Genomic DNA, 26,150 nt, shown 5'->3' with positions numbered 1-26,150 from the left:
ACCACCGAACTTATCTGTCAATATTGCCGCTAGCATTACAGATGCTCAACAAGCAAATACGGAGTAAAATTTTATATGGACTTTCAAGATTTTCTCAGACATCAGTTTGCTCATGTAGTGGTTGGAGAATTCAAGCCAGGGCAATTTGAAGTTGCCAAACAACTCTATGAAGAAGCTGTTTCAACCTATAAGACAGGGTTTAAGAAAGCATACCTATTACAAGAACCAGGAACAGATAAAGGCGTATCGATTATTTTCTGGGAAAGTGTAGAAGATATGGCAGCCAATCAAAGTGAGGCTTACCAAAATATCTTAAAACAGATGATGCCCTTATTTGCCCATCCACCACAAACGACTATATACGAACTGGTTTGTGAAATTCAGCCAGCACCAACACAAGAGTAAGCAAGTAGCTGCGAATATAGTCAGATAGTGATGAGATAACTCTAAACCTCAGAATTGCGAACTTGACAGTCATAGTTTAGAGTTTCTCAGGTAGACAATAAAAAATGTAACAAATCTATGTATAATAAATGACTTTTTAAATAGGTCAAAATAATTAAAGATAAAATCATGATGGGATAGATACCCGACTTTTTAAAGAAGTCGGGTATCTGATTATTACCTTTTTTTAAGTTGAGCTACTTAGTTATAACCCTAGTATTACTACTGCGGAAAAGTATGGACAATTTGCCGAAAATACAAGACAATTACTCGGCTTTTTGGCTAAGGATGATCCAGCCAAAAATGAAAATAGATTAAGTAACAAACAATTGTATTGCTCACTACATCACAGCTTATATTAAAGTCTATATATAAAGTCATAGTGACTTGATGCCAGTGGTGGAAGTCTGGCTAGTTACTGGTAGTTATTCTGGTGAAAGTATGGTGATACTTAACCGCAGTGATGGAGTGTAGTTTCATGTCGAGGCTGCTTCAGCCTGAGAACACCTGGAAATACCAACCAAGTCTTCCTACTGACGCACCCGATTAACTGTTTAGGTTCTTGAGCAATCAAAAATTTAATTAATTGACCATTTTAACAGGAACTTGGCATCATCTACTGAACCATTGTCTTTTTACTGCTGCAATTGCACAAATTTGTGAATTTACTACCAAAGATAGATGTCATGTCAAGCAATAAGCCTTATGATATCTTTTCCCTGTTTTTTTCAGTCAATATCATAAATTAGGTTTATGCCATGCCACGCTGATATCTACATATAAGAATATCCCTGGAATTGCAAATTTTAGTGTGTCCATTTTTAGTATCCCAATGGTTGTGCTAGTGGTTTGGTTTGAGATAGAAAAATCAGCTAAATCCCAGTAGAGATAGATATTGTGAGCCTTTATTGTTGCGGTAATTGTAGTTTATTGCATACACATTTTACCATTGATAACTTCAGGCTCGTTGCACTTCCTCTCAAGATTGATGGAGTTAGTTTTGCCGTAACCTCTGCAAGCAATTCGTGAGAATCTAAAGTGAACATAGAACAATTTATCCAACGAGCAGAAGCATTACACAAACAACTAGCAGATTTATACCAAACTGCTAGCGTTTTACCTTGGATTCCACCAGATTTGCTACCCCAAGCTTTTAAAGAACTCTATAGCAACTCCAAAATGGTGCAGTTAGCCGCAGAAGAACTATATCAACAAAACGAGCAACTGTTAAAAACCAGGAATCTGTTAGAAGCGGAACGTTTACATTACTATGATTTATTTGAGTATGCACCAGATGGCTATTTAGTAACTGATTTAGAAGGGATTATCCAAGAAACTAACCTAGCCGCCGCTAAGTTGCTGAATGCTGCCAAGTATAACTTAGTCGGTAAATCGATAATGAACTTTATCCGACTGGAAGAAAGAGAAAGCTTTAGGAGTGAACTAAACGAGTTATTTGAGTCTGACAGAGTTAGAGAGTTAGTGTTGCGCCTACAGCAACATCATGGAGAATCTTTTGATGCAGCTTTGAAGGTGACGGTAGTTCGTAATCAACATGGTAAGGCTACCTCTTTACGTTGGTTACTGCGTCATATTAATCAACATCAGCAACAAGACTTAGGATTAGTCAATAATGATCAATTCCTCAGTCAAGAACGCCCAATTTGTACATATACTAAGGGTGAAAACATTCCCCTACACCCGTTAGTAATTTGGTATGTTCGCCAAGGTTTAGTCAAACTTAGTACCTTTTGTGAGGCTGGGGAAGAAGTTCTCATCGGGTTAGCAACATCACAAATGGTGTTTGGCTCTAGTATGACATCTTTACCTCTCTACCAAGCTACAGCCCTATCAGATGTAGAACTCGTATCAATTAATGCTAATGAGATGGCAGTAACTCCCATACTCAGCCATATTTTATTACCTAAAATCAATCAGAGGTTAAGGCAAACTGAATCTTTGTTAGTGATTTGTGGTAGACGACGAGTAGAAGAACGCCTACATCATTTATTGCAACTCTTGAAACAAGAAGTAGGTGAACCTGTAGCTGAAGGAATTCGCTTACCTGTTCGCTTTACTCATGAAGATATTGCTAGTGCTTGTGGTACTACGAGAGTCACGATTACACGATTGATGGGCAAATTACAACAACAAGGGTTAATTAGTTTTGACTCGAAGAAACACATAATCTTGAGGGAGTAGGGAAGGGGAGGAAGGGGAGAAAACGGAGGAAGAAATTATTTCTCAGTCAAGAGTTCCTCATCCCCAGTACCCTATCTGATGATGTGGGGAAAGTCAATTCTATGACTACGGATTGCAAGGTTGGGAGTGATTCGCTAGGCTATTGATAAACCCGTTTCTTCTCAGGCGTGCTATGGATGTTGAAAGCCAAGCCAATGTCTCAAATGCTCCAAATCAGACGGAATTTATGCAACCTGTGACAGTACGCAAACCATTGGAATTGTTGCGTGATACAGAAGCTTTCATCCGTCGCCCCACTGTTGCGACATTGACACCAATTTTACCGCCAAAGTTGAGCGATCGCTTGCAAGTAGCCTCAAATTTGGCTGATAACTCCTTGCAAGAACTCTCAAATATTGACTTAGAGCAAATTAGCGACTGGGAACTCAAACCCGCAAGGATTCTTATAGGTTTAAGCTTTGTTGGTTTTGGGGCGTTAATGCTTCTGATGTTGCTGCTGTATGTTCACACATTGCACCCAAACCTCAATACCATTGAGCAGATTCGTCAATACTGGTATGAATATGTCTGGTGTGTCAGTTTGGGAGTGGCGGGAATGTTTCTCTTAGGGCGGGAAGCTATGCGCCCTACTCCTAAATCACAAAAAGTGAGAAAATCAAAACTTTAATATTCAGCCATTCATCGTAATTTACAGGTTTTTAATTTTAATGAAACATGATGATTTTATTTTTCCAGCCGGGTCAAAAGTTTCTCTATTAAAACATTATGACCCAGCTTACCATGATGCTTATCATGATAAAGCTGAGGCGGTGAAAAAATTACAAGCCAATATTGAAAAACTAGCAGAATATCAAGATGTTCTTTATGCTCAAAATACCTACGCCTTGCTGATTATCTTTCAAGCAATGGATGCGGCTGGCAAAGATAGCACCATTAAACACGTTATGTCTGGTGTGAATCCCCAAGGTTTTCAGGTATTTAGTTTTAAATCCCCCAGTGCAGAAGAATTAGATCATGATTATCTCTGGCGAACCATGAAATCCTTGCCAGAAAGGGGACGTATTGGCATCTTCAACCGTTCCTACTATGAAGAAGTTTTAGTAGTTCGGGTGCATCCAGAAATTTTACTTAACCAACAATTACCCCATCATCCCAAAGGTAATCAGATATGGAAACAACGTTTCCACGAAATCAATAATTTTGAAAAATATCTAGTCCATAATGGAATTATCGTCTTAAAATTTTTTCTGAATGTTTCCAAGTCGGAACAAAAAAAGCGGTTTTTACAAAGAATTGAATCCCCGGAAAAACATTGGAAATTTTCTGTAAATGATGTCCGCGAAAGAGCTTTCTGGGATGAGTACATGAAAGCTTATGAAGAAGTTTTTCATCACACCAGCACTGAACACGCTCCTTGGTATATTATCCCTGCTGATCACAAATGGTATACACGTTTAGTTGTGGCTGATATTATCTGCTCAAAGCTCAAAGAACTAAATCTGCAATACCCTACAGTTAGTGAAGCATATAAGCAAGAACTTTTGCAAGCTAAGTATATTTTAGAGCAGGAAGAATAGCTGTAGTCATTAGTCATTAGTCATTAGTCATTAGTCATTAGTCATTAGTCATTAGTCATTAGTCATTAGTCATGAATTTTTCTTCCCCTACTTATATCAAGTTCTTTAATCTGACACGATGTCAAGTATAGCCCACCTTAACTGTATTTCCTACATCAAAGCTGATTCAACCACAAGAGAGATTAATATACTCTACAGGAATATTTATCACTCATATTCAGTAGTTAAATAAATGGTATAATTTAAGTCAAACTCATATATACATAATGCACAAATTCGTCAATAATGAGTCTATCTAAAGGCTGAAAACAAACTTAGATAAATAGGCTTTAATCTTTAGAGTCTTCACAATTTCGACCAATTTTTTTGATAAGTTTAAAGTGGAGTCAAAACATTTGTTGTTTTAACTCTTTATTCCTTGATGAAATAAGAAGGAACGAGCTATGGATACTGCTGTCAAATACGATATTGAGGTTATCAAGGATGAAGCACGTCAACTCGTCTCCAAAGGGCTAGTTAACCGTCAACAGCCAATTTATACTCTATGTAAATACATTTCTGAGCGTGAATGGCCATTGTTTGAGTTGGAATTGGAAAAAAATGAATTTTTGCTCAGAGATAGAATTATTGACTTGTTGAGCCATGAAAGATGGGAAGAAGACTAAATCTCTCATTTAACCTTGATCCCCATAAATGCCATTCTTGAACAATCACAATCTAAAATTCTCACAAAAACAACAACCCTCGAACTAATTCGAGGGTTTGAGATCAGAGGTAAAAGTAGTTGACAAATGCGCTAGTTTATGGAGGGGGATATTGTCATGTTTACAGGCGATCGCTCTATAGTGGCACATCTTGGAGTTCATGCGATTCGATATATTCAACAGTCGCAGCCGGTTCTCGCGGCTCAAAACCACGAGAGAGTTTTGCAACAATGATCTCAACTAAGGAACCAGGAGTTTCCATACTGTAGACTGGCATATCTTGCCAACAGTGGCGACAAAACCAATGAACTTCAGAACCACGGATATGTGGTAACAGTAAACCAGAACAACATGGGCAGCTAATCATCACCGTATATCCTCTTTGAAAACAGTATTTATCGAAAAATAAAAAAGTGAATTGAAAAAATAGAACTATAAAAAACTTATTTCTACTTTCAGAATAGTAATAAATTATGAGGATTCTGTGAGGAAAAACATCATACGCAATAGTTCGTAATTTTTGTACATTAAATTAGAAGTGTTCACTCACAAAAGGGGACTCAGGAGAAGCGGAGGGAGCGGAGGAAGCAGGGGGGAAAATCTAGTGCATCGATCCCCAATGCCCAATCACTAATGACTAATAACTAATAACTAATGACTAATATCCTCACAAGATCCTCAAAATATCTTCCTATAAACATAGGTGTGAGGCTTAGGAGTAGTTCATTTGACTACATTTTCTTAAGTATCTCTTAATGTTATTGGGGATATCAAACATGGTTAACATCCTGCTAAATCGACCAACGGACAATTCATTTTCCAGAGAACAAGCTTTAGTATTACATTTCAACCACGTCGGGATTGCAGACATACCCTTAGTTGGGGGGAAAAATGCTTCTTTGGGGGAAATGATTCAGCAACTACGACGCAAAGGCGTAAAAGTTCCGACTGGATTCGCTACAACTGCTTATGCTTATAGATATTTCATTTCAGCCGCAGGTATAGAAAAACAACTAAGAGATATTTTTGCAAATTTAGATGTCGAAGATGTGAACAATCTGCGCCAGTGTGGTAAGCAAGCAAGATTGTTAATGCTGCAAACGCCATTTCCGCAAGACTTACAGGATGCGATCGCAGCTGCTTATGAAAAGCTGTGTCAAGAGTATGGTGCAGATACCGATGTGGCTGTACGTTCTAGTGCTACCGCCGAAGACTTACCCGATGCTAGCTTTGCCGGACAACAAGAAACCTACTTAAACGTCCACGGCTTGCAAGCTGTTCTGGAATCCTGCCATAAATGCTTTGCGTCTATCTTTACTGACCGCGCTATTTCCTACCGCCAAATCAAAGGCTTTGACCATTTTAACATAGCCCTATCCGTCGGCGTGCAGAAAATGGTACGTTCTGACTTAGCTACCTCTGGCGTGATGTTCTCCATCGACACCGAAACAGGTTTTAAAGATGCGGCTTTGATTACCGCCGCCTATGGCTTAGGTGAGAACGTGGTTCAAGGCGCAGTTAACCCCGACGAATATTTAGTTTTTAAACCCACACTGCAACAAGGATACCGTTCAATTATTGAAAAACGCCTCGGCAGCAAAGAAATTAAAATGGTTTATGACCTAGGTGGCTCAAAATTGACGAAAAATGTTGCTGTTGCACCTTCAGAACGTCATGTTTTCGCCCTCAACGACGACGAAATTTTACAATTGGGTAACTGGGCTTGCATAATTGAAGAACATTATTCTCAAGTCCGTGGTGTCTACACACCAATGGATATTGAATGGGCTAAAGACGGCTTGACTAATGAATTATTTATAGTACAAGCCCGTCCTGAAACAGTGCAATCTCAGAAAACTAAAAACGTACTGCGTAACTATCGATTACAAGGGAAACTTGAAGAACAACCCAAACCTGTGGTAATTGGTCGTAGCGTTGGGGAAATGATCGGACAAGGTAAAGCCAGAGTTATTCTTGATGTGCATCAAATTGGTCAGTTTCAACCCGGTGAAGTGTTAGTCACCAACCGCACAGACCCAGACTGGGAACCCATTATGAAACGTGCCAGTGCAATTGTCACTAACTCCGGCGGTAGAACTTGTCACGCGGCGATTATTGCCAGAGAGTTAGGAATTCCGGCGATAGTGGGATGCGGTAACGCCACGACAGTTTTAAAAACTGGTCAAGAAATTACAGTTAGCTGTGCGGAAGGGGAAACAGGTAAAGTTTATCCGGGTTTATTACCTTACGAAATTAATGAAGTTCCCCTAGAGAAATTGCCCCGCACCCACACCCAAATTATGATGAATTTGGGCAACCCTGAAGAAGCTTTTGGTTTGACTAATATTCCTAATGATGGTGTGGGTTTGGCACGGATGGAATTTATCATTAATAACCACATCAAAGCCCACCCTCTAGCATTGATTCATTTTGATGAGTTAGATGACGAATTGGCGAAATACAAAATCGCCGAGTTAACCGCCCAATACGCAGATAAAGCCCAATTCTTTGTAGATAAACTCGCCCAAGGTATTGCTACTATCGCCGCAGCTTTCTATCCCAAACCTGTAATTGTGCGCCTCTCTGACTTCAAGAGTAACGAATACGCGAATTTATTGGGTGGTAAGCAATTTGAACCCCAAGAAGAAAACCCGATGATTGGCTGGCGTGGTGCTTCTCGCTATTATGATCCTCGTTACCGTGAAGGTTTCGCCCTAGAGTGTCAAGCCATGAAGCGGGTACGGGATGAGATGGGTTTAACCAATGTAATTTTAATGATTCCTTTCTGTCGCACCCCCAACGAAGGACGACGGGTGTTAGCTGAGATGGAACAACATGGTTTAGTGCGGGGAAAAAATGGCTTACAAGTCTACGTTATGTGTGAGTTACCCAGTAACGTGCAGTTAGCCGACGAATTTTGTCAAGTCTTTGATGGGTTCTCGATTGGTTCTAATGACCTGACACAGTTGACACTCGGACTAGACCGAGATTCGGAATTAGTCGCCCATTTATTTGATGAACGAGATGAAGCTGTTAAGAGGATGATAGGGAAAGCGATCGCCACTGTCAAAGAATATGGACGTAAAATTGGTATTTGCGGTCAAGCACCTAGTGATTACCCAGAATTTGCCCGTTTCTTAGTCGAACTAGGGATTGATTCTATTAGTCTTAACCCTGATTCTGTCCTCAAAACCATGTTAGAAATCGCCGCCGCCGAACAGGGTAATTAACATCAGACCCATTTTTCTGATGACTAATGTACGGGCGGGTTTACTCAGAATTATGATGGCTCTACAGATTATCTGGTAAACCCGCCCCTACTGACTAATGACTAACGACTAATAACTAATGACTACACTATGTTTAACAGAATTTTAGTTGCTCTGAACAACAATGAAGTTGGTCAACAGGTTTTTGACCACGCTCTGACTTTAGCCACAGCAACTCATGCAGAATTGTTGTTGTTACACGTTATTTCTCCTTTTGAGGAAGATTATCTTAACTCTTCCGCAATGGAAACATACAGTGTCTATGACGATTATCAGGCTGATAAGGTGGAATATTATGTCAATCAATGGGAAACTTTAAAGCTGGCAGGAATTGAGTTTTTAACATTATTAAATAATCAGGCGATCGCTAAAGGGATAACATCTGATTTCACCCAAGAATTAGGCGAACCTAGCCGGATTATCTGTCAAATTGCTCGCAGTTGGAATGCGGAATTAATTGTTTTAGGTCGTCGGGGACTCAGTGGATTAAGTGAATTTTTCCTGGGTAGTGTGAGTAATTATGTCTTACATCATGCACCCTGTTCTGTGTTAACAGTTCAAGGCAAAATTCCGGAAAATACACCAACTTCTGTGGACACACCCACAGTTAATTAAACAATTGATGTCTTAATTTTGAATTGTTATGTCATCCACTAACTTACAACCTCCATATTTAGCCACAGAGTTATCACATCCTCAAACTTTACTGGCTCATTTGCGAGAACTGCGTCAATCAGTGTATCAAGAAGGTCAGGCACTTTTTCAAGAATGGCGATCGCATATTCAACGCCCAGCTTTTATTGATAGCAGTCTGAACTTAGCTTACTACTTAGCATTGCGACGACATGATTTAAGACCTTTACAAGCTGCTTTAATGCCTTGGGGTGTATCTTCTTTGGGAAGAATTGAAGCCAGAGTCATGGCTAATTTAGATGCGGTGATTGCAACTTTAGCCGCCGTTTGTCATGAGCAATCGGATAGTCATCCACCTGTAGAAGCATTTTTTGAAGGCGATCGCTTACTCAAGCAGAACACTGAGGAGTTATTCGGCAAAACCTTAAGTCATCGCCGGGTAAGAATCATGGTGACATTGCCCACACAAGCCGCCAGCAATTATGATTTTGTCAGAAATCTCATCCATTGCGGTACAGATTGTGTCAGAATTAACTGCGCCCATGATACATCGAAAGAATGGTCAGCGATGATTGATCATGTACGTTTAGCACAATCAGAAATGGGTCGTCCTTGCAAAATCTTCATGGATTTAAGCGGGCCTAAAATTCGCCTGCAATACGCCATTGCACCCCAAGCTAAACAACGTATTTACCGAGGTGAGTCTTTGTTACTTACCCGTGATTTACCAACTACCATTGACTCGGTTTGTTTCCAGGCAAACTGTACATTACCGGAAGTATTAGAACGGCTAGAAGTTGGTGCTACAGTATGGATTGACGATGGTCATATTGGTGCAGTTGTAGAGGCGATCGCACCGGAAGGAGTATGGTTAAAAATTACCCATACACGCCCCAAAGGTGAAAAACTCCGTCCCGATAAAGGTATTAACTTTCCTTACACAGATTTAAATCTTAGTCCATTAACTGATAAAGATCGACAAGATTTAGATTTTATAACTGCTAACGCCGATAATATTGATATTATCGGCTATTCTTTTGTGCAGAAACCAGAGGATATTGAGATTTTGCAAGGAGAGTTAGAGGCTAGATTACCAAAAAATGCACCTATACCGGCGATTGTTGCCAAAATAGAAACACCCCTAGCTGTCACCAACCTCCCAGAATTAATAGTGCAAGCCGCAGGTAAACAACCCTTTGGAATTATGATTGCTAGAGGAGACTTAGCCGTTGAAATTGGCTACCAACGTCTAGCAGAAATTCAAGAAGAAATTCTATGGCTATGTGAAGCTGCTCATGTCCCCGTAATTTGGGCTACCCAAGTCTTAGAAAACCTCGTGAAAAATGGTATGCCATCACGAGCAGAAATGACAGATGCAGCAATGGCAGAACGGGCAGAATGTGTGATGTTAAATAAAGGAGCTTATATCGTTGATGCCGTCGAAATTTTAGACGATGTGCTGACGAGAATGCAAGCACATCAAGTTAAGAAAACTCCACAATTACGCGCCTTGCATTCCTGGTGAATATTTAGCCTAAAGATAAAAAAAGAGTGGGAGAAAGCATATCAATCGCTTTCATCTCCCACTCTGCCATTTGCCACTGTAGCGGTTAGGCACTTGTATAGTTTTTGTCATTTATTTTGGGGGGCTAATAGGAGGTTAATGACAAAACCAATACAAAGTCATCCCTGTTGTGGCAAATGCCAAGTTTAATTGTTTAAATTGCCAATGAATTCTACATAATTGTATTTACTAAATCATGTTTGATAAAAAGATGTGGATAACTTGGTAGCCCCTGACAACCACATCTTGGAAGTCGTTTATCTTCTATATAACTTAACTGAGAAAATTTGATTGTAGTTGCCATTTTGGCAGATTTTTTAAATTCCTCAGTCTGTTGGTAGAAGCTCACCAGTTTACTGAGGGACTTCCCACACCGAATGCTAAACTTGTTTCATTAAAGACGGAGTGAGGAGTCAGTCAGGTGATGAAGTTTATACCTCATTTAGTTGCTGCTGTGGCAACAAGTTCAATCTTGAGTTTAGCTATTAACACTCGCCCAGCCCAAGCTCAAGTAGCCTATGGTAGTTATGTAGGTATTGGCCCTACTGTCGGTATGACTGATGGTATTCAAGTAGGTGGGGTGTTGGCTTTTCGCTACAAACTTTTAGAAGCACCAATTTCTTTTCGCGCTCAAGCTTTAATCGGTCAGAATACAGCAGTTGTCCCCACAGTATCCTATGACATTCCTCTGAATTGGCAAACTGATGCTTACTTAGGCGCAGGTTTAGTATTAACTGGTGGTGAAAGTGCTTCTCCTGTAGGTAACAAAATGAGTTTTGCCTTACAGCCAGGTATTGATTACGCTGTGCCTAACAGTAATACCGTGTTTTTTGGTAACGCCATTATCGCTTTTGATGCTTACCGTAATGGCGGTGGTACGGCTGTTTCTGTTCAAGGTGGTGTAGGCTTGCGATTTTAACAAACTTTGACAGGCTGATCACGACATCATACTGACTGGGCTTTTATGAGATGATAATCATTATCAATCTCATAAAGATTTGCACGATGACAGTTGAAGATTCTCAAGTTAAAACCGACAGATTAATTTATCGTCCCCGTCGTTTGCGCCGTACAACTGCTTTACGGCGTATGGTGCAAGAAACAACGCTGACTGTGAATGACTTGATTTATCCACTATTCGTCATGGAGGGAGAACAGCAAAAAGTTGAAATTGCTTCGATGCCTGGGTGTTATCGCTATTCCCTGGATTTATTACTGTCAGAAGTACAACAAGCTTTTGATTTGGGAATTAATGCGATCGCACTTTTCCCTGTCATCTCAGAACATCTCAAAGATGACACAGGCACAGAAAGCCATAACCCAGACGGACTGGTACAGCGTACTGTCAAAGCTATTAAACAAACAGTTCCCGAAATCGTCGTTATTACAGATGTTGCCCTTGATCCCTTCACCACTCACGGTCATGATGGTTTAGTCGATGACAAGGGTATTATTTTAAATGACCCGACTGTAGAAGTGTTGGTAAAAATGGCACTTTCCCAAGCAGCAGCCGGGGCTGATTTGGTTGCACCTTCCGATATGATGGATGGTAGAGTCGGGGCAATTCGTCGCGCTTTGGATGCTGCCGGCTATTATGATGTAGGGATTCTCGCATATTCTGCTAAGTACGCTTCGGCTTATTATGGCCCCTTCCGTGATGCTTTAGATTCTGCCCCCAAATTTGGGGATAAAAAGACTTATCAAATGGATGCAGCTAACGCTAGAGAAGCTATCAAAGAAGTGGAATTAGATATTGCTGAAGGTGCAGATATTGTGATGGTGAAACCTGCTTTAGCTTATCTTGATATTATCCATCAACTACGTGAATATACGCATCTGCCTGTAGCAGCTTATAATGTGAGTGGGGAGTATGCCATGATTAAGGCGGCCGCACAGCATGGTTGGATTGATGAGAAAAAAGTTATTCTGGAAAGTTTAACCAGTATGAAACGTGCTGGTGCTGATTTGATTTTGACGTATTTTGCTAAGGATGTGGCTTTGATGTTGGTTTGAGGTAGTTTTCAGGGTAGAGGTTTTCTACCCACGAAGAATTTTACTTGTCAAAAATAATCTATGTAAGTCTGATGATATAGGGCTAATCACCGAAAAATTACTTCTTGTGGCCGTCAAGGCATAATCTGATTCTACCTTTAGATTTATGAATTTCTGACAAAGGATTCTTAGCATTTAAAACATTAGGTAACTTTTACCTAATTACGTAAGTGAGGTAAACAATTATGTCAGTTAAAATCAACCAACCTGAGCTACTGATAGAATTATCTAATGAGCAACAACAGTTGCTATCAGCCGGACAATTCCCCGGAGGACAACCCCCAACCGGACAATTCCCCGGAGGACAACCCCCAACCGGACAATTCCCCGGAGGACAACCCCCAACCGGACAACCTTCAGGAGGCAGTCAATGCCCACCGTACTATTATTGCGGTGGCTACTACTACTACCCATATACTGGAAGAACTGGCGGTGGTACAGGGGGATATTAAGTCACCTCAGTCAAGAGATGGGATAGTAACGGCACTTAACTTTACCAGTGAATAAAATTCTTGCCTGACAAGTATTCTTGACAATACGACCGCACACAGCTAGGTTATGTGCGGTCGTTCTGTGATTTATGGAATTTTCAGGGTAGAGGTTTTCTACCCTTGGTATTTTTTTAAACGCGGAGGGGCGCGGAGGTAAACGCGGAGGAACGCGGAGTTTTTTTGAGTGTGTGGGTGAAGGTATAATTAATTTTTCTATACATCTGCGAGGTATGGATGATTACTGGCGATTCTCTGGATACTGTTTCTCATCGGTTATTTGTTTGTAAAACCTGTGCTAGTGTTTGGCAAGATGGTAAGCGTGTCGGTGAAAGTGGTGGCGAAAAACTTTTACGTCAGTTGCAGGAGTTGGCGCAAAGTTGGGAATTACGAGATGAGTTTCCTATCGAAGCTGTTGAATGTATGAGTGCTTGCAACCGTTCCTGTGTGGTGGCTTTTGCTGGTGCTGGTAAGTTGACTTATATGTTTGGTGATTTGACTGTAGATGACTGTGCCTCTGCGGTTTTGGAATGTGCTAGTAAATATTATGCTAAGTCTGATGGGTTACTACCTTGGTCAGAACGTCCTGAACCTTTAAAGAAAGGCATTTTGGCGAGAATTCCGGCTTTAGGTATGGGAAAAGGGGAGTAGAGGGAGATGAGGAAGATGAGGGAGATGAGGGAGAATAACTAATGACTAATAACTAATGACTAATAACTAATGACTAATAACTAATGACTAATAACTAATGACTAATGACTAATAACTAATGTTGCGTGTTTTAATTCTGGGTGGTACTGGAGATGCGGCGGAACTGGTTGCTAGAGTTGCTACTATTCCAGGTATGGAAGTTATAGCATCTTTAGCCGGTCGCACTCGTGATCCTACTCTCCCGGCTGGTAATGTGCGGGTTGGTGGGTTTGGTGGTGCGTCTGGACTGGCTGAGTATTTACGTCAGATGCAAGTTGATGTCCTCATAGATGCGACTCATCCCTTTGCTAATCAGATTACCTGGAATGCGGCGACGGCTGCACAGGAAGTAGGGATACCCAGATTAATGTTAATTCGTCCGGCTTGGGAACAGGTAGCTGGCGATCGCTGGATTGATGTTGATAGTCATGTCTCAGCCGCATCTGTTTTAGAAAACCAAGCCAAACGGGTATTTTTAACGGTTGGTAGGCAAGAATTAGCCGCTTTTGCCCATCTTAAAGATATTTGGTTTTTGATGCGGATGATTGACCCGCCTGGGGCTGATGCTTTAGTACCACCAGGAATGATATTGTGCGATCGCGGCCCCTTTGCATTGGATAATGAACGGGAAATTTTAATTCAACATAATATTGATATTATCGTCAGTAAAAATAGCGGTGGAAATGCCACCTACGCCAAGATTATTGCGGCGCGAGAGTTGAATATCCCAGTAGTAATAATTCAACGTCCTGTCACACCACCCGGTGAACAAGTAGCAGATGTTGATACTGCGGTGGCTTGGCTACTTGAACAACTACACAGTCAAAAATAAATAATCAGATTAAATAGTCCATGTTCTTCCTAGGTGGAAATTAAATAATCAGGAAGAACATGATGATGTTTCAGAACGGGACTGTCTGATAAATTGTGTCTAAGATTGTGCCACAGTCAGAAAATTGCTGAATGAATTAACCAAGCAAGACACTAACTCATGCAAAAATTATCTAACTTCTCCAAACGCTTGTTCTACGTCTGCCATATTGTTATATTCCCGTTCTGGCATTTTTTGCAGGGTTTCGATTATCTCCTGACTAGCATTTTTCTGTCTGGCATGATTGATTAAATCTTGTTTATTTCCTGGAAAATCCATGCCACTGAGATTTCTAGAAATATCTACCGCAGATACAGCCATGACTTAACCTCTATGTAATTTGCTTGTTTTATACATCTAGGCTATTGGCAATTACTCTCTATTATTATCTACCGAGAGATATAACTTTAACTTCTAAATATTTGTGCTTTTCTATATATTCATTTTGGTAAATTATCAACTAATAATTAATAGCAATCTCAGCATTATTGAAAAACTACATCCTCGTAAATCTCAGCCATTTTCCCCTCAAAATTAATACTGTTGAGTTGGAAAAAATTGTTTTGCAATGTATAAGTTTGCAAAACCCACAAGCCTTGTTCATTGCGTCTAAAACATTCAACTCGCTGACGTTTAGTATTGATTAAAACGTATTCTTGTAGGGTAACAATTTCTTGATAATCAGCGAATTTATCACCTCTATCAAAAGCTTCAGTAGAATCAGATAAAACTTCCACAATTAAACAGGGAAATCTCTTATAAACAGATGTTTCCTCATCTCTTTGGTCACAAGTTACCATAACATCAGGATAGTAGTATCGATTTAGCGACTCAATTCGGGCTTTCATGTCAGAGATGTAAACACGACAACCAGAACCGCGTACATGGCTACGGAGAAGTATAGCAAGGTTGAGAGCAATGGTAACATGAGGGTCACTAGCTCCCGCCATTGCGTAGATGTAGCCATTGATGTATTCGTGTTTGATAGAGCTTTCCTCCTCCATTTGGAGGTATTCTTCAGGAGTCAGGTAGTTTTCTTGGGGGGAAGCAATCATAGTTAAGTTAAAATTCAAAATGAAAGCACTTGAATTAATCTTTGACTACTATCCATTGTGTAACAGGAGCCATTGCCCGCCAACCTAAAAATTTCCCAATGGGTTCAGCCCGTTGAATAGCAATACGGGTGAAACTGCCGCCCACTTTCTGATACCATTGAAATAATGTCTGCTCACCTTCGATAGTGACAACGTTAGCAACTAAACGTCCACCTGGGCGTAATGCTTGCCAACAAATATCAAATAAACCATCGGCTGTGACTCCACCACCAATGAAGATAGCGTCTGGTGTGGGTAAATCTTTCAGGGCTGAGGGTGACTTTCCAGCGATAATTTTTAAGTTGGGAGTACCCAAAGCTGTGGCATTATCAGCAATATATTGTAGCCTAGTGGAATTTTGTTCAATAGCGATCGCCTGACATCGGGGATGAGTTCGCATCCATTCTATAGATATCGAACCACAACCAGCCCCCACATCCCAAAGTAATTGTCCTGGTGTCGGTGCTAAACTAGAGAGAGTCACCGCCCTCACTTCCCGTTTAGTTAGCTGTCCATCATGATGATAAGCTTCATCTGGTAAACCTGGTAATCTAGATAAAGGTAAAACCCCAGCATCAGCAATACAATGGACAGCGATCGCATTTAAATCTGCAATATCCGTTTCCTGCCAACTTGCAGCTATGCCCGTCACCATTCTCTCATGAACACCGCCCATCCGTTCCAAAACAGAGATGTGACTACTACCAAAACCGCGCGTTGTCAAAATTTCCGCCACCACACCCGGCGTACTTTTCCCTGCACTCAAAATCAACAACCGCGCCCCCGGATAAATATAACACTGAAGCAAAGCCGGAGGACGACCGCATAAACTTAAAGTTTCCACCTCAGTCAAAGACCATCCCAACCTAGCACAAGCCAGACTAAAAGCCGACGGTGCAGGAATAATCGTCATTTCCGAGATAGGAACACGACGTAACAGAGTAACACCAATACCATAACACAAAGGATCACCACTAGCCAACACACAAACCGACCGACCGCGAAGCTTCAAAATAGCTTCAACCGAACCACTAATAGGAGAACACCAAACTAACTTCTCCCGTGCGTCATCCTTTCCTAACATAGCCAGATGACGCTCCCCCCCCACAATAATCTCAGCCTCAGCCACCAAAGAACAAGCGATCGCCCCCAACCCCTGCAACCCATCCTCACCCACACCCACAACAGAAAGCCACTTCCCAACCATAACTAATTCTCCGCGCCCCTCCGCGTTTACCTCCGCGCCCCTTTGCGTTTCAAAAACTCCCCCTCAAAACCCCACGACTCATGCTAAACTAGCAAAGCTTGAGATTGGGAAACTCTGGTGAGATTCCGGGACTGTGCCGCAGCTGTAATAAAAACACAAAAAGTTTTTGAGTCAGAATGCCAACCTCAAGAGTTTACCATCTACTCCCTGCGTCGCACGGGGAAGGAGCTTGAGCCTTGCAATCTGGAACTACACCTTGTCCTGGTTTATTTTATGCCACACCTGCCCAAGATGGAATTCTATCACGTATTAGGATAGCAGGTGGAATCATCAATAGTAAACAAAGTCAAGCGATCGCAGATATTGCCGATAGATATGGCGGTGGGTATGTAGACATAACCAACCGTGCCAACCTGCAAATCCGAGAAATTCGCCAAGATATAACAGCAGAAGACCTAAAACACCTGCAAAACTTAGGAATAGGCTCTACCAACCCAGAAGTAGACCAAATTCGGAATATAATGACAAGTCCCACAGCAGGTATTGATCCCCAAGAAATCATCGATACCCGCCCCTTAGTGCAAGTCTGGGACAAATACATCACCGAACATAGCGAATTAGCGCAACTCTCGCCCAAATTTAGCATCTGTTTTGATGGAGGCGGCATAGTTTCAGTGAGCGATCGCCTAAACGACATCACACTAAAAGCCATCACCATAAATTCTACAACATACTTCCGCCTCCACCTAACCACCGAAACAGAAATCATCATCTTACCAGAACAAACCCTACCAACTCTCACCGCCTTAACCAACACCTATCTAACCAACTCTTATCCCCTTTGCGCGACGGACACTTTGCTCAAGTCGGCAAAGCCGCCCACGCAAGTGTCCTCCTCTGCGCCTCTGCGTGAAACAATTAAACCAAATTTTCAACGCAAACCCAGACTAAAACAAATAATCAACCATCTAGGCTTAGATAATTACCTAAAACAAGCCCAGCAACAACTACCATTTAAATTAACCAGAAAACACCCCATCCCCCCCACAGAGAAATCAAACAACCGATATCACCACATAGGGATACATCCCCAACGCCAACCAGGACTATATTACATCGGCGTAGTCTTACCCCTGGGACGCTTAGAAACCGAACAACTCAGAGGTTTAGCCCACCTAGCCGAAAAATACGGTAGTGGAACACTGCGACTTAGCCCGTGGCAGAATGTACTATTAACAGACATTCCCCAAGACAAACTCACGGATGTTCAAAGACAAATTACTGAATTAAAATTAGATTTCTCAGCAACTAACATCAAAAGTGGCTTAGTAGCTTGTTCTGGTAAACATGGGTGTGCATCTGCGGCGACAGACACCAAAACTCATGCGCTGACATTAGCAGAGTATCTGCAATCTCATGTTAACCTAGAACATCCGGTAAATATTCACTTGAGCGGCTGTGAAAAATCCTGCGCCCAGCATAGTAAAAGTGATATTGCTTTACTAGGTGTGAGTGAGGAACACTATCAAGTTTATGTAGGAGACGGAGACAGTGATCAAAAATTTGGTCGTGAACTTTATCATGATGTGCTGTTTACCGACTTACCCGCCCTCATCGAGCAGATGTTAAACGTGTATAAAAATGAACGTTTAAATTCATCGGAAACTTTCGGAGAATTTACCAACCGCTACGCACCAGTGCAACTACAACAGTTATTCTCACGCCCGAACTCCATGACTGACTACATCCGTGATGCTAATGAAATTTATCGTAATTCCTTTGCCATTATTCGCTCCGAAGCCAATCTAGATATACTCCCAGCAGATGTAGCAAAAGTTGCTGTAAGGCTAATTCATGCCTGTGGAATGACGGATATTGTCACCGACTTAGGATATTCACCAACGGCGGTAGAGTCGGGGAGAAAAGCATTAGCAGCTGGCGCACCGATTTTATGTGATTGTCGCATGGTAGCGGACGGCGTGACCAGAAAACGTTTACCTGCGAACAATCAAGTTATCTGCACCCTGAATGAGCCAGAAGTGCCACAACTAGCGCAAAAGTTGGGTAATACGAGGTCGGCGGCAGCTTTAGAATTATGGAAACCGCATCTAGAAGGCGCAGTTGTCGCCATTGGCAATGCACCGACAGCATTATTTAGATTACTGGAAATGTTAGATGCAGGTGTGCCTAAACCGGCGGTAATTTTAGGTTTTCCCGTGGGGTTTGTGGGTGCAGCCGAATCAAAAGCCGCATTGGCAGCAGATAGCCGCAATGTGCCATTTATCACTTTACATGGACGGCGGGGAGGGAGTGCGATCGCAGCCGCCGCAGTTAACGCCCTGGCAACGGAGGAAGAATAATCATGACAGCCAAAGGTCGCCTTTACGGTATTGGTGTAGGGCCAGGAGATCCAGAATTATTGACACTAAAAGCCCTGCGGTTATTACGTAGTGCGCCTGTAGTGGCGTATCAATCAGCCACCGATAAAGAGAGTATAGCCAGGGGAATTGTTGCCCAGTATCTCACAGGCGAACAAATCGAAGTAGGTTTTCACCTCCCCCGCGCCTTAGAACCAGAGAAAGCCAAGGAAATATACGACCAAGAAATTGCACCCATCGCCGAACATTTAGCAGCCGGACGGGATGTAGTAGTATTGTGTGAAGGCGACCCGTTTTTTTACGGTTCATTCATGTATGTATTCACACGTTTATCAGAACAGTACCAAACAGAAGTAGTTCCCGGAGTATCATCATTAATGGCTTGTCCAGTGGCTTTGGGTGTACCGTTCACCTATTACAATGATATCCTGACTGTGTTACCTGCGCCACTGCCAGCCGAAGAACTAATTTCACAACTACTAACCACCGATGCCGCCGCCATTATGAAACTCGGCCGTCATTTTACCAAAGTGCGAGATATCCTGCATCAATTAGGGTTAGCTTCACGGGCATTATATATTGAACGGGCAACAATGGGACAGCAGAGAATTATACCCTTAGATGAGGTTAACCCGGCGGAAGTCCCTTATTTTGCGATGATTGTCATACCTACTAAAAATCGACTGTAAAATTTTTCATCCGCGTTTATCTGCGTTTATCTGCGTTCAATTATTTTCCTGTATTTTAAACGCAGAGTCACGCAGAGGTAAGCGCAGAGGTACGCGGAGTTTTGGTTTTGTATTAAGATATCTATTCTAAAGTTCAAGAACTCCCATGAAGAAGGTTGCACCTGCCGTTGTTGTATTAAGTCAAAATAGTGTAGCACTAGCCCGGAAAATTATCACCGTCTTACCAGGGGCGACGCTATACGGGTTAGCAGGGCGCACCTCACAGGTTGATGTTAGCTTTACTAATTTCGGTGACACACTGCGGGAATTGTTCGCGGAGGGTACGCCGTTAATTGGTATTTGTGCGGCGGGTATTCTCATCAGAACTTTAGCACCTCTGATTTCTGATAAACGTCAAGAACCGCCTCTGTTAGCTGTGGCTGAAGATGGTAGCGCGGTTGTGCCTCTGTTGGGGGGACTAAATGGGGTAAATGATTTAGCACGGCGTATTGCTGAGGTGTTGGATACTCAAGCAGCTATTACTACTACAGGTGATATTCGGTTTCGTACTGCTTTGTTATCTCCTCCGCCTGAATATCATTTAGCTAACCCAGATGATGCGAAAAAATTTATTTCTGACTTGTTAGCAGGGGAACAGGTAAAACTAGAAGGAATTGCACCTTGGTTAAGTCATAGTCAGTTACCTTTTGACTCTCATGGTAATTTAACTATTACTGTCACAGAACGCTGTGTGACTACGACAGCTAACTGTTTAGTTTATCATCCCAAAAATCTGGCGATCGCCATCTCTGACAATTCTGTTACTCTAGACTCTATCCAACAGTTACTCACCGAGGCTCAACTTGCACCTGCATCTATAGCTGGGATATTTGCACCCCTCACCATCGCCGCACAGCCAGCAATTCACCAGATAGCTGATGCTTTTGGTGTACCGACTCGCTTTTTCACCACCAGTCAACTAGAAAGTTTGTTATCTCAAGGTTATCACCTCGCCGCAGCTGTCGCACTCGCCGCCACTAATTCATCTGGTAAACTGCTTACTGCTTCATCTTCTCAGATGGCGATCGCTATTTCTCCCCAACCCATCGACTCGAACACCATCGGTCAACCACAGGGAAGATTAGCAATTATTGGTACTGGCCCCGGTGGTTTACAATGGATGTCACCAGAAGTTAAAGACATCCTCAAATCGGCAACTGATTTAGTCGGTTACAAAACTTATCTAGATTTAGTCGGTTCTCTGGCGGTGGGAAAACAACGCCATGAGTCAGACAACCGCGAAGAAATCGCACGGGCAACAATGGCACTCGATTTAGCAGCTACCGGACGCTATGTAGCGGTGGTTTCTTCCGGTGATCCTGGTATTTATGCAATGGCGGCGGCGGTGTTTGAAGTTCTGCACCACCACCATAAACCCGAATGGGATAGCATAGACATTCACGTTGCGCCAGGAATTTCCGCCATGCAAGCCGCCGCCGCTACCGTTGGCGCGCCTTTAGGACATGATTTTTGTGCTATCTCTCTGTCTGATATCTTAAAGCCTTGGCCAATTATCGAGCAACGAATTGCCGCAGCAGCCCAAGCAGATTTTATTATGGCTTTTTATAATCCTATATCAAAAGAGCGCACTTGGCAATTAGCAGCAGCGAAAAATATTTTATTGCAGTACAGACAACCTTCTACGCCCGTGGTGTTGGCGCGGAATGTTGGCAGACCAGGGCAAAGGGTGAGGGTAATTACACTTGAGGAATTAGCACCAGATACCGCCGATATGCGGACTGTAATTCTTGTTGGTTCGTCTCAAACTCAAACTATTAAACGCAGTGATGGCAGTATCTCTGTTTATACGCCCCGTCGATATCATTAAGACCAATTATCATGCTAGCAAAAGAAATTTTTTTCAACAAGTTATGAAAGGTAAAATGCACAAAATGGTAATCCATCGCGGATAAATATCAATTTTATTTGACGTTTTTAAGTAAATAAAGTAAAACCCCAGAACTGGGAGTTTCTGGGGTTGATAACCTGACCACCTCTACTTTTATAAATCAAAATTGATAGGAGTTTATCATTTACTTCAGACGTAAAAATGTGTTTTTTGTCCGAAATTATTCACGGTTTTCAAACTATAGTTGAGATAATTTTCAATAAACTCCTTACCCTAGCTATAATCACACTGAAAAATTACATATTTTCGGTATATTTCTATAATAGAATTACCAAATAATCCAGATATAATTCCATAGTTTATGTCTAATTGTGTCAGTTTTATATATTGTCTTATTACTGGAATTGTTCAAAAATAAAAATATCATGTGTAACACATGATTGTAGCCAATCAAAGTGACAGAAAACCTCATAAATGTCTGCTTAGGCAGACATTTTTTATTGCTGAAAAGTGTAAACCGAAGTAGTTGATAGCGGTGACGATATAGGTGATGACGTGATTGATTACTAAATAGTTCTTAAATGATGTATGAAAGATGGCGATCGCTCAGAAATTATTTATAAAGTAAACCTGAGATTGTAGTGGACTGACACAGCTAATTTAGTACATTAGGAAACTCTTGTGGGATGGTCATCTTGCCTGCACCACAAGAAATCTTGAATTATCTTTGTGCATCATTTTAGTCGTGTCAGTCCACTACTTAATATTTACTTGCTAAATAGCCCTCAATCACAAATAATACAGTTTTTCTATCCAAACCATAGTTTGATGATGATGAAGATGATTATCATCTCAGTGCTTCCCTGAGACAAGGGAGAAAAATTGAGGCTCCATTTCCCATTTCTCACCTGCTTCTGTTAATATTCCTGATAGACATTAAAATGCTTTGTAAAATTTAATCGGATTATTCTGAAGAGTCAGGATTACTTTTCCAAAACACCCATGAACAAATTTATACTTAGCTTACTCTCTAGCCCTGTCTTGATTGCATCTGTACTGTCTATGACTGTTATGGTAAATCAAGCGCAAGCTGTGGAGGCACAAGCGAGAACCACAGATAAACTATCTTGTATTAGAAATAAACATAAAGTGGGTTTAGTATGTACTAGGTCTTCTGTATTAGCTCAAGTGCCTCAATATCAACAAGAAGTAGAGTTTTCTCGTGATGATGCTCCGATGTTAGCTTTCAACGTAGAAGAAAGCAATATGGCAGTTGATTTATTTGGCTGTGATTGTCCTGCTTGTATCAATTCTTTGCGTAAAATGCGAGGTGTGACACCTTTGGTGTATTAGTATTCCATGGGCGATCGCTTCACGGCTCACAACATCGATAGCCAAAACTATCAAAGGCAGTCGCCATAATCAAGGTTAACTCTGTTATGGCGACTGCCTCAGCATTTTTAGAGTCATAGTTACTGGTATATTCCGGTTTGAGATTGATTTAGCGACAACCAGCCCAAGTTATCCATTTATGGGATACGCTGATGCGTACAGATGTGCCAGTCATTTCTTTTTCTGTCACCATTGCCTCGGCGATATCTGCACCTCTCAGTTCTGCCTCAATCATATTACTACCAATCAAAGTGGTTTGCTTGAGATTAGCATTACTCAAGTCAGCACCACTCATTTCTGCTTCACTGAGATTTGCACCCAGTAGGTTAGACATCGTTAGGTTAGCACTACGCAAATCAGCCCGGCTGAGGTTACTTTCTTGAAGGTTGGCTCTACATAAATAGGCTCCAATTAAGTTTACCTCATGTAAATTTGCACCAATTAAGCTCGCGCCAGTTAAGTCAGCATCAGTTAAATTGGCTCGACTGAAATCACATCCATCTAAATTAGCTTGACTCAGGTTAGCACCACTTAAGTCAGCCTCAACAAAGTTGGCACCACTTAAATTAGTGCCGGAAAGATTGACTTGATGCAAATTTGCGCGCTCAAATTTTCGTTCTCCTGCTGTATATGAATCTAGGAGCTTGTGAGCATCCATGTTTTCACCTCCCAATTTTGACAAATATCTGTGTTTAGTTGTGAATTCACACTACCCAAACCACACCCAAGACTATTTGTTAAGTCTTCCCAGACTTGATTTTTAGTGAAAAATGGTAACTATATTGTGCTAAATTTTTTCGTCTTCGGCGCAATTACTTCATAGAAATATACTTAATTTTACAGCTAAAAGCTAGAGAGCATAAGGGAACAGCAAAAAATAAATTATCCAAATCGACTGTTAGTAGGGTGCGTCAGTCTGAATATTTTCTTGGTATAGCTAGGGTTTCGCGTTCTGACGCACCCTAAACTTGGGATATTTTTTATCTGGAAGTCCCTAAGTCATGAATCTGTTGCTCTATCTCTTTAGATATAAGAAAAATCACCTATTTAATTGAATGTTTTGCATTCAAAATATGTTTTATTAAAACAATTTATATGAAAATACTGTATAAAATCCTTGAAACGAGTCAGTTAATAATATTGCATGAATTTTCAAGTCTTTTAATATTTAGTAAATTTTTTATAACTTTCGGTAGCAAAAAATGGTTTGATGATAAATATGTCAACTTGATATTTTCCTCTATCAAGCTGCAAGCGATCGCCTCAGTCACCATCTAAGCGATCGCTTTTTATTTCCACCTGTAAACTCAGGCGATGACACCATTTCATCGGTGTCAACTCAGTGTCAAATTATCATATAATATTACCAAATAATTGCTATTTTCAAGATTTAACAATAAAGAAAAGATTAAATTATCATGACAGCTACCAATACTGAGAATTTTCTTAGCACTTTATGCCAAGCGGCTGCTGCATATCGCGGAAAAAATGCGACAAATCCCACAGCCAAGGAAGTAGTAAACGCCTTATTAGCAGCAGAAAAAACCGCCAAACAGCAACGATTAACTTATAATTTTGAGTCTTTGGTGGGTAAATGGCGGTTATGTTTTGCCACGGGTACTAAAAAAGCCAGACAACGCGGAGGGATTATTTTAGGTAATGGTTGGTATGTGCCGCAACTGGTAACAATTCATATTTCATTTAGTGTAACTCCAGAGGCAGATTTTAATAGAGGGGGAATTGCTAATCAGGTACAATTGGGAGCAATATTATTAAAGCTGACAGGGCCAACCAAATATTTAGGGAAGAAAAATATACTGGCTTTTGACTTTAACCAAATGTGCCTGAGTGTATTTGAACGCACTATTTACAACAAACCTATTCGGGCGGGTAAGGTGGAAGCTGAAGATTTTTACAGCCAATCTATCGGTAAATTACCCTTTTTCGCCTTCTTCTTAATTACAGAAGACATGATTGCCGCCCGTGGACGTGGGGGAGGTTTGGCGTTATGGATACGTGACGATGATAGACTGAATCAGAGTGAAGCGATCGCCCGCTCAATTTCTTGACTGACTAACTTGTTACCTTGTAAATTCAGGTGAATATGGTCTTGGTATAAGGCTGGTGGTTGAGGATTAGCGTTAAATATCGGCAGAAAATCGATATAAGTAATTTGCTGCGCTTGGGTAAAATCCTTGAGACGTTGACGGGCTTTAATCTCATAATCACGAGAACCAGGTTCACCGATTTCTCGCAATAAGGGAGTCATCACCAACAAGAATTTACAATTATTTTGCCGAGTTAACGCTTGAATTTGAGCAATTGCCTCTAGGTTAACACCCACGCGATCGCCTGATTCTTTCTGTACTGCTTTTAATTCAGGAATCGGTGGCTGTTTTTTGCCGTAACGCTGCCATACTTCCACTAAAGCTAGGGGTGGTTTTTTATCTGGGTAATTGCGATCGCGTCCCACTGGTAAAGAAGTAGGTGCAGTAGCAAATAAATCATCGGTATTAATCACCAATACCACAACCTCAGCCTGAAACGTGCCAAATTTCTGGAGATAAGCCAATTCATTTCTTGGCCCCCAAGAATTAGCAGAAGCATTTAGCACCTCGGTAGGCTGATGTTGAGACAAGCTAGCCATCATCAAGCTAGAAATAGTATTAGTCTGATCAGTCCACCAACCACCATTCACAATTGAGTCGCCCAATAGTAGAATGCGCCGTGTCGAGGGTGCAACAGTCGGAGATATAGAAGCACTCCGCATAGAATATTGATTAATCTCAATGCGCTTACCAAAACGACGAGTGCGTTGATTAGGTGCTAACAAATAACCGACTTGGGAATCAGCAACATAAGTCAGAGGATTACCAAAACCAAACAGCGATCGCAATCCTATCTCCAATGCCACCAACACCACCACCAGCACCAAATTGATCACCAATACTAACTTCACTTGTAAACAACCTCCGTGATTAGTCATTAGTCATTAGTCATTCTCTCCC

Annotated in this window: 24 protein-coding genes, 1 pseudogene and 1 riboswitch; of the genes and pseudogenes, 19 read left to right on the top strand and 6 right to left on the bottom strand. The window is 41.4% G+C overall.

Features of this window, described 5'->3' with window-relative positions; translation table 11 throughout:
* Window positions 1-75 precede the first annotated feature (75 nt).
* From A3775_RS03295 to A3775_RS03275, 5 genes are all read left to right on the top strand, one after another.
* Window positions 76-405: a putative quinol monooxygenase gene (locus A3775_RS03295; RefSeq protein ID WP_066381721.1), complete on the top strand. Its 330-nt coding sequence runs from the start codon at window positions 76-78 to the stop codon at window positions 403-405.
* Window positions 406-1,482: 1,077 nt separating this feature from the next.
* The gene (locus A3775_RS03290; RefSeq protein WP_066381720.1) at window positions 1,483-2,646 is read left to right on the top strand and encodes a helix-turn-helix domain-containing protein; all 1,164 of its coding nucleotides are present in this window, start codon (window positions 1,483-1,485) and stop codon (window positions 2,644-2,646) included.
* Between the two features lie 172 nt (window positions 2,647-2,818).
* Window positions 2,819-3,313, top strand: coding sequence for a hypothetical protein (locus tag A3775_RS03285; RefSeq protein WP_066423818.1), 495 nt, complete (start codon window positions 2,819-2,821; stop codon window positions 3,311-3,313).
* Between the two features lie 40 nt (window positions 3,314-3,353).
* The gene (locus A3775_RS03280; RefSeq protein WP_066381717.1) at window positions 3,354-4,223 is read left to right on the top strand and encodes a polyphosphate kinase 2 family protein; all 870 of its coding nucleotides are present in this window, start codon (window positions 3,354-3,356) and stop codon (window positions 4,221-4,223) included.
* A gap of 443 nt (window positions 4,224-4,666) precedes the next feature.
* Entirely contained in the window at window positions 4,667-4,888 is a 222-nt protein-coding gene (locus A3775_RS03275) for a DUF4327 family protein (protein ID WP_066381715.1), read from the top strand.
* A gap of 175 nt (window positions 4,889-5,063) precedes the next feature.
* Here A3775_RS03275 and A3775_RS03270 read toward each other — a convergent pair whose 3' ends face one another.
* On the bottom strand, window positions 5,064-5,294 hold the full coding sequence (locus A3775_RS03270; RefSeq protein ID WP_066381713.1) for a hypothetical protein: 231 nt from the start codon (window positions 5,292-5,294) through the stop codon (window positions 5,064-5,066).
* A 409-nt stretch (window positions 5,295-5,703) separates the two neighbouring features.
* On the opposite strand from A3775_RS03270, the gene ppsA reads away from it, so the two are divergent.
* From ppsA to A3775_RS03230, 8 genes are all read left to right on the top strand, one after another.
* Window positions 5,704-8,157: a phosphoenolpyruvate synthase gene (gene ppsA, locus A3775_RS03265; protein WP_066423816.1), complete on the top strand. Its 2,454-nt coding sequence runs from the start codon at window positions 5,704-5,706 to the stop codon at window positions 8,155-8,157.
* Window positions 8,158-8,286: 129 nt separating this feature from the next.
* The gene (locus A3775_RS03260; RefSeq protein WP_066381711.1) at window positions 8,287-8,811 is read left to right on the top strand and encodes a universal stress protein; all 525 of its coding nucleotides are present in this window, start codon (window positions 8,287-8,289) and stop codon (window positions 8,809-8,811) included.
* A 28-nt stretch (window positions 8,812-8,839) separates the two neighbouring features.
* Complete coding sequence (locus tag A3775_RS03255) at window positions 8,840-10,354, top strand: pyruvate kinase (RefSeq protein WP_066381710.1); 1,515 nt, start codon at window positions 8,840-8,842, stop codon at window positions 10,352-10,354.
* A gap of 463 nt (window positions 10,355-10,817) precedes the next feature.
* Window positions 10,818-11,312: a hypothetical protein gene (locus A3775_RS03250; RefSeq protein WP_066381709.1), complete on the top strand. Its 495-nt coding sequence runs from the start codon at window positions 10,818-10,820 to the stop codon at window positions 11,310-11,312.
* 86 nt (window positions 11,313-11,398) lie between these two features.
* Window positions 11,399-12,406 (top strand): porphobilinogen synthase, encoded by a 1,008-nt coding sequence (hemB, locus tag A3775_RS03245; protein ID WP_066423814.1) that lies wholly within the window; start codon window positions 11,399-11,401, stop codon window positions 12,404-12,406.
* A gap of 224 nt (window positions 12,407-12,630) precedes the next feature.
* Window positions 12,631-12,897 carry a hypothetical protein gene (locus tag A3775_RS03240; RefSeq protein WP_066381701.1) on the top strand — a complete coding sequence of 89 codons (267 nt, stop codon included), beginning with the start codon at window positions 12,631-12,633 and terminating at the stop codon, window positions 12,895-12,897.
* 273 nt (window positions 12,898-13,170) lie between these two features.
* Entirely contained in the window at window positions 13,171-13,584 is a 414-nt protein-coding gene (locus tag A3775_RS03235; protein WP_066381700.1) for a DUF1636 domain-containing protein, read from the top strand.
* Between the two features lie 118 nt (window positions 13,585-13,702).
* Window positions 13,703-14,455 carry a cobalt-precorrin-6A reductase gene (locus A3775_RS03230; RefSeq protein WP_066423812.1) on the top strand — a complete coding sequence of 251 codons (753 nt, stop codon included), beginning with the start codon at window positions 13,703-13,705 and terminating at the stop codon, window positions 14,453-14,455.
* A gap of 168 nt (window positions 14,456-14,623) precedes the next feature.
* Here A3775_RS03230 and A3775_RS03225 read toward each other — a convergent pair whose 3' ends face one another.
* The 3 genes from A3775_RS03225 to A3775_RS03215 all read right to left on the bottom strand — a co-directional run bounded on the left by A3775_RS03225 (window position 14,624) and on the right by A3775_RS03215 (window position 16,795).
* Complete coding sequence (locus A3775_RS03225; RefSeq protein ID WP_066381696.1) at window positions 14,624-14,815, bottom strand: DUF2795 domain-containing protein; 192 nt, start codon at window positions 14,813-14,815, stop codon at window positions 14,624-14,626.
* Between the two features lie 164 nt (window positions 14,816-14,979).
* Window positions 14,980-15,549, bottom strand: a complete 570-nt coding sequence (locus A3775_RS03220; protein ID WP_066423810.1) for a Uma2 family endonuclease — start codon at window positions 15,547-15,549, stop codon at window positions 14,980-14,982.
* A 34-nt stretch (window positions 15,550-15,583) separates the two neighbouring features.
* Window positions 15,584-16,795: a bifunctional cobalt-precorrin-7 (C(5))-methyltransferase/cobalt-precorrin-6B (C(15))-methyltransferase gene (locus A3775_RS03215; RefSeq protein WP_066423806.1), complete on the bottom strand. Its 1,212-nt coding sequence runs from the start codon at window positions 16,793-16,795 to the stop codon at window positions 15,584-15,586.
* A 63-nt stretch (window positions 16,796-16,858) separates the two neighbouring features.
* Window positions 16,859-16,998: riboswitch (cobalamin riboswitch) on the top strand.
* A 33-nt stretch (window positions 16,999-17,031) separates the two neighbouring features.
* On the opposite strand from A3775_RS03215, the pseudogene cobG reads away from it, so the two are divergent.
* The 5 genes and pseudogenes from cobG to A3775_RS03195 all read left to right on the top strand — a co-directional run.
* A pseudogene (gene cobG, locus A3775_RS24890) lies at window positions 17,032-18,441 on the top strand (precorrin-3B synthase); the annotation flags it as partial.
* A gap of 87 nt (window positions 18,442-18,528) precedes the next feature.
* Complete coding sequence (locus tag A3775_RS24885) at window positions 18,529-19,155, top strand: precorrin-8X methylmutase (RefSeq protein WP_231866932.1); 627 nt, start codon at window positions 18,529-18,531, stop codon at window positions 19,153-19,155.
* Window positions 19,156-19,157: 2 nt separating this feature from the next.
* Window positions 19,158-19,862 carry a precorrin-2 C(20)-methyltransferase gene (locus A3775_RS03205; RefSeq protein ID WP_066423802.1) on the top strand — a complete coding sequence of 235 codons (705 nt, stop codon included), beginning with the start codon at window positions 19,158-19,160 and terminating at the stop codon, window positions 19,860-19,862.
* 145 nt (window positions 19,863-20,007) lie between these two features.
* Window positions 20,008-21,729, top strand: a complete 1,722-nt coding sequence (cobJ, locus tag A3775_RS03200) for a precorrin-3B C(17)-methyltransferase (protein WP_066381687.1) — start codon at window positions 20,008-20,010, stop codon at window positions 21,727-21,729.
* Between the two features lie 1,023 nt (window positions 21,730-22,752).
* A complete protein-coding gene (locus tag A3775_RS03195) occupies window positions 22,753-23,103 on the top strand; it encodes a hypothetical protein (RefSeq protein WP_066381685.1) in 351 nt (116 codons plus the stop codon).
* A gap of 148 nt (window positions 23,104-23,251) precedes the next feature.
* On the opposite strand, the gene A3775_RS03190 is transcribed toward A3775_RS03195, so the two are convergent.
* Window positions 23,252-23,800, bottom strand: a complete 549-nt coding sequence (locus A3775_RS03190; protein ID WP_066381683.1) for a pentapeptide repeat-containing protein — start codon at window positions 23,798-23,800, stop codon at window positions 23,252-23,254.
* A gap of 760 nt (window positions 23,801-24,560) precedes the next feature.
* Here A3775_RS03190 and A3775_RS03185 point away from each other — a divergent pair.
* On the top strand, window positions 24,561-25,211 hold the full coding sequence (locus tag A3775_RS03185; RefSeq protein WP_066381682.1) for a hypothetical protein: 651 nt from the start codon (window positions 24,561-24,563) through the stop codon (window positions 25,209-25,211).
* On the opposite strand, the gene A3775_RS03180 is transcribed toward A3775_RS03185, so the two are convergent.
* Window positions 25,178-26,101 carry an SGNH/GDSL hydrolase family protein gene (locus A3775_RS03180; RefSeq protein ID WP_066423854.1) on the bottom strand — a complete coding sequence of 308 codons (924 nt, stop codon included), beginning with the start codon at window positions 26,099-26,101 and terminating at the stop codon, window positions 25,178-25,180. The two genes, A3775_RS03185 and A3775_RS03180, sit on opposite strands and share 34 nt — an antisense overlap.
* Between the last annotated feature and the right edge of the window lie 49 nt (window positions 26,102-26,150).

It is taken from the genome of Anabaena sp. 4-3 (genome assembly GCF_001597745.1).
Classification (GTDB): domain Bacteria; phylum Cyanobacteriota; class Cyanobacteriia; order Cyanobacteriales; family Nostocaceae; genus Trichormus.
Note: the sequence above shows the minus strand (reverse complement) of the source record. Positions and strands in the feature narration are given on the sequence as shown.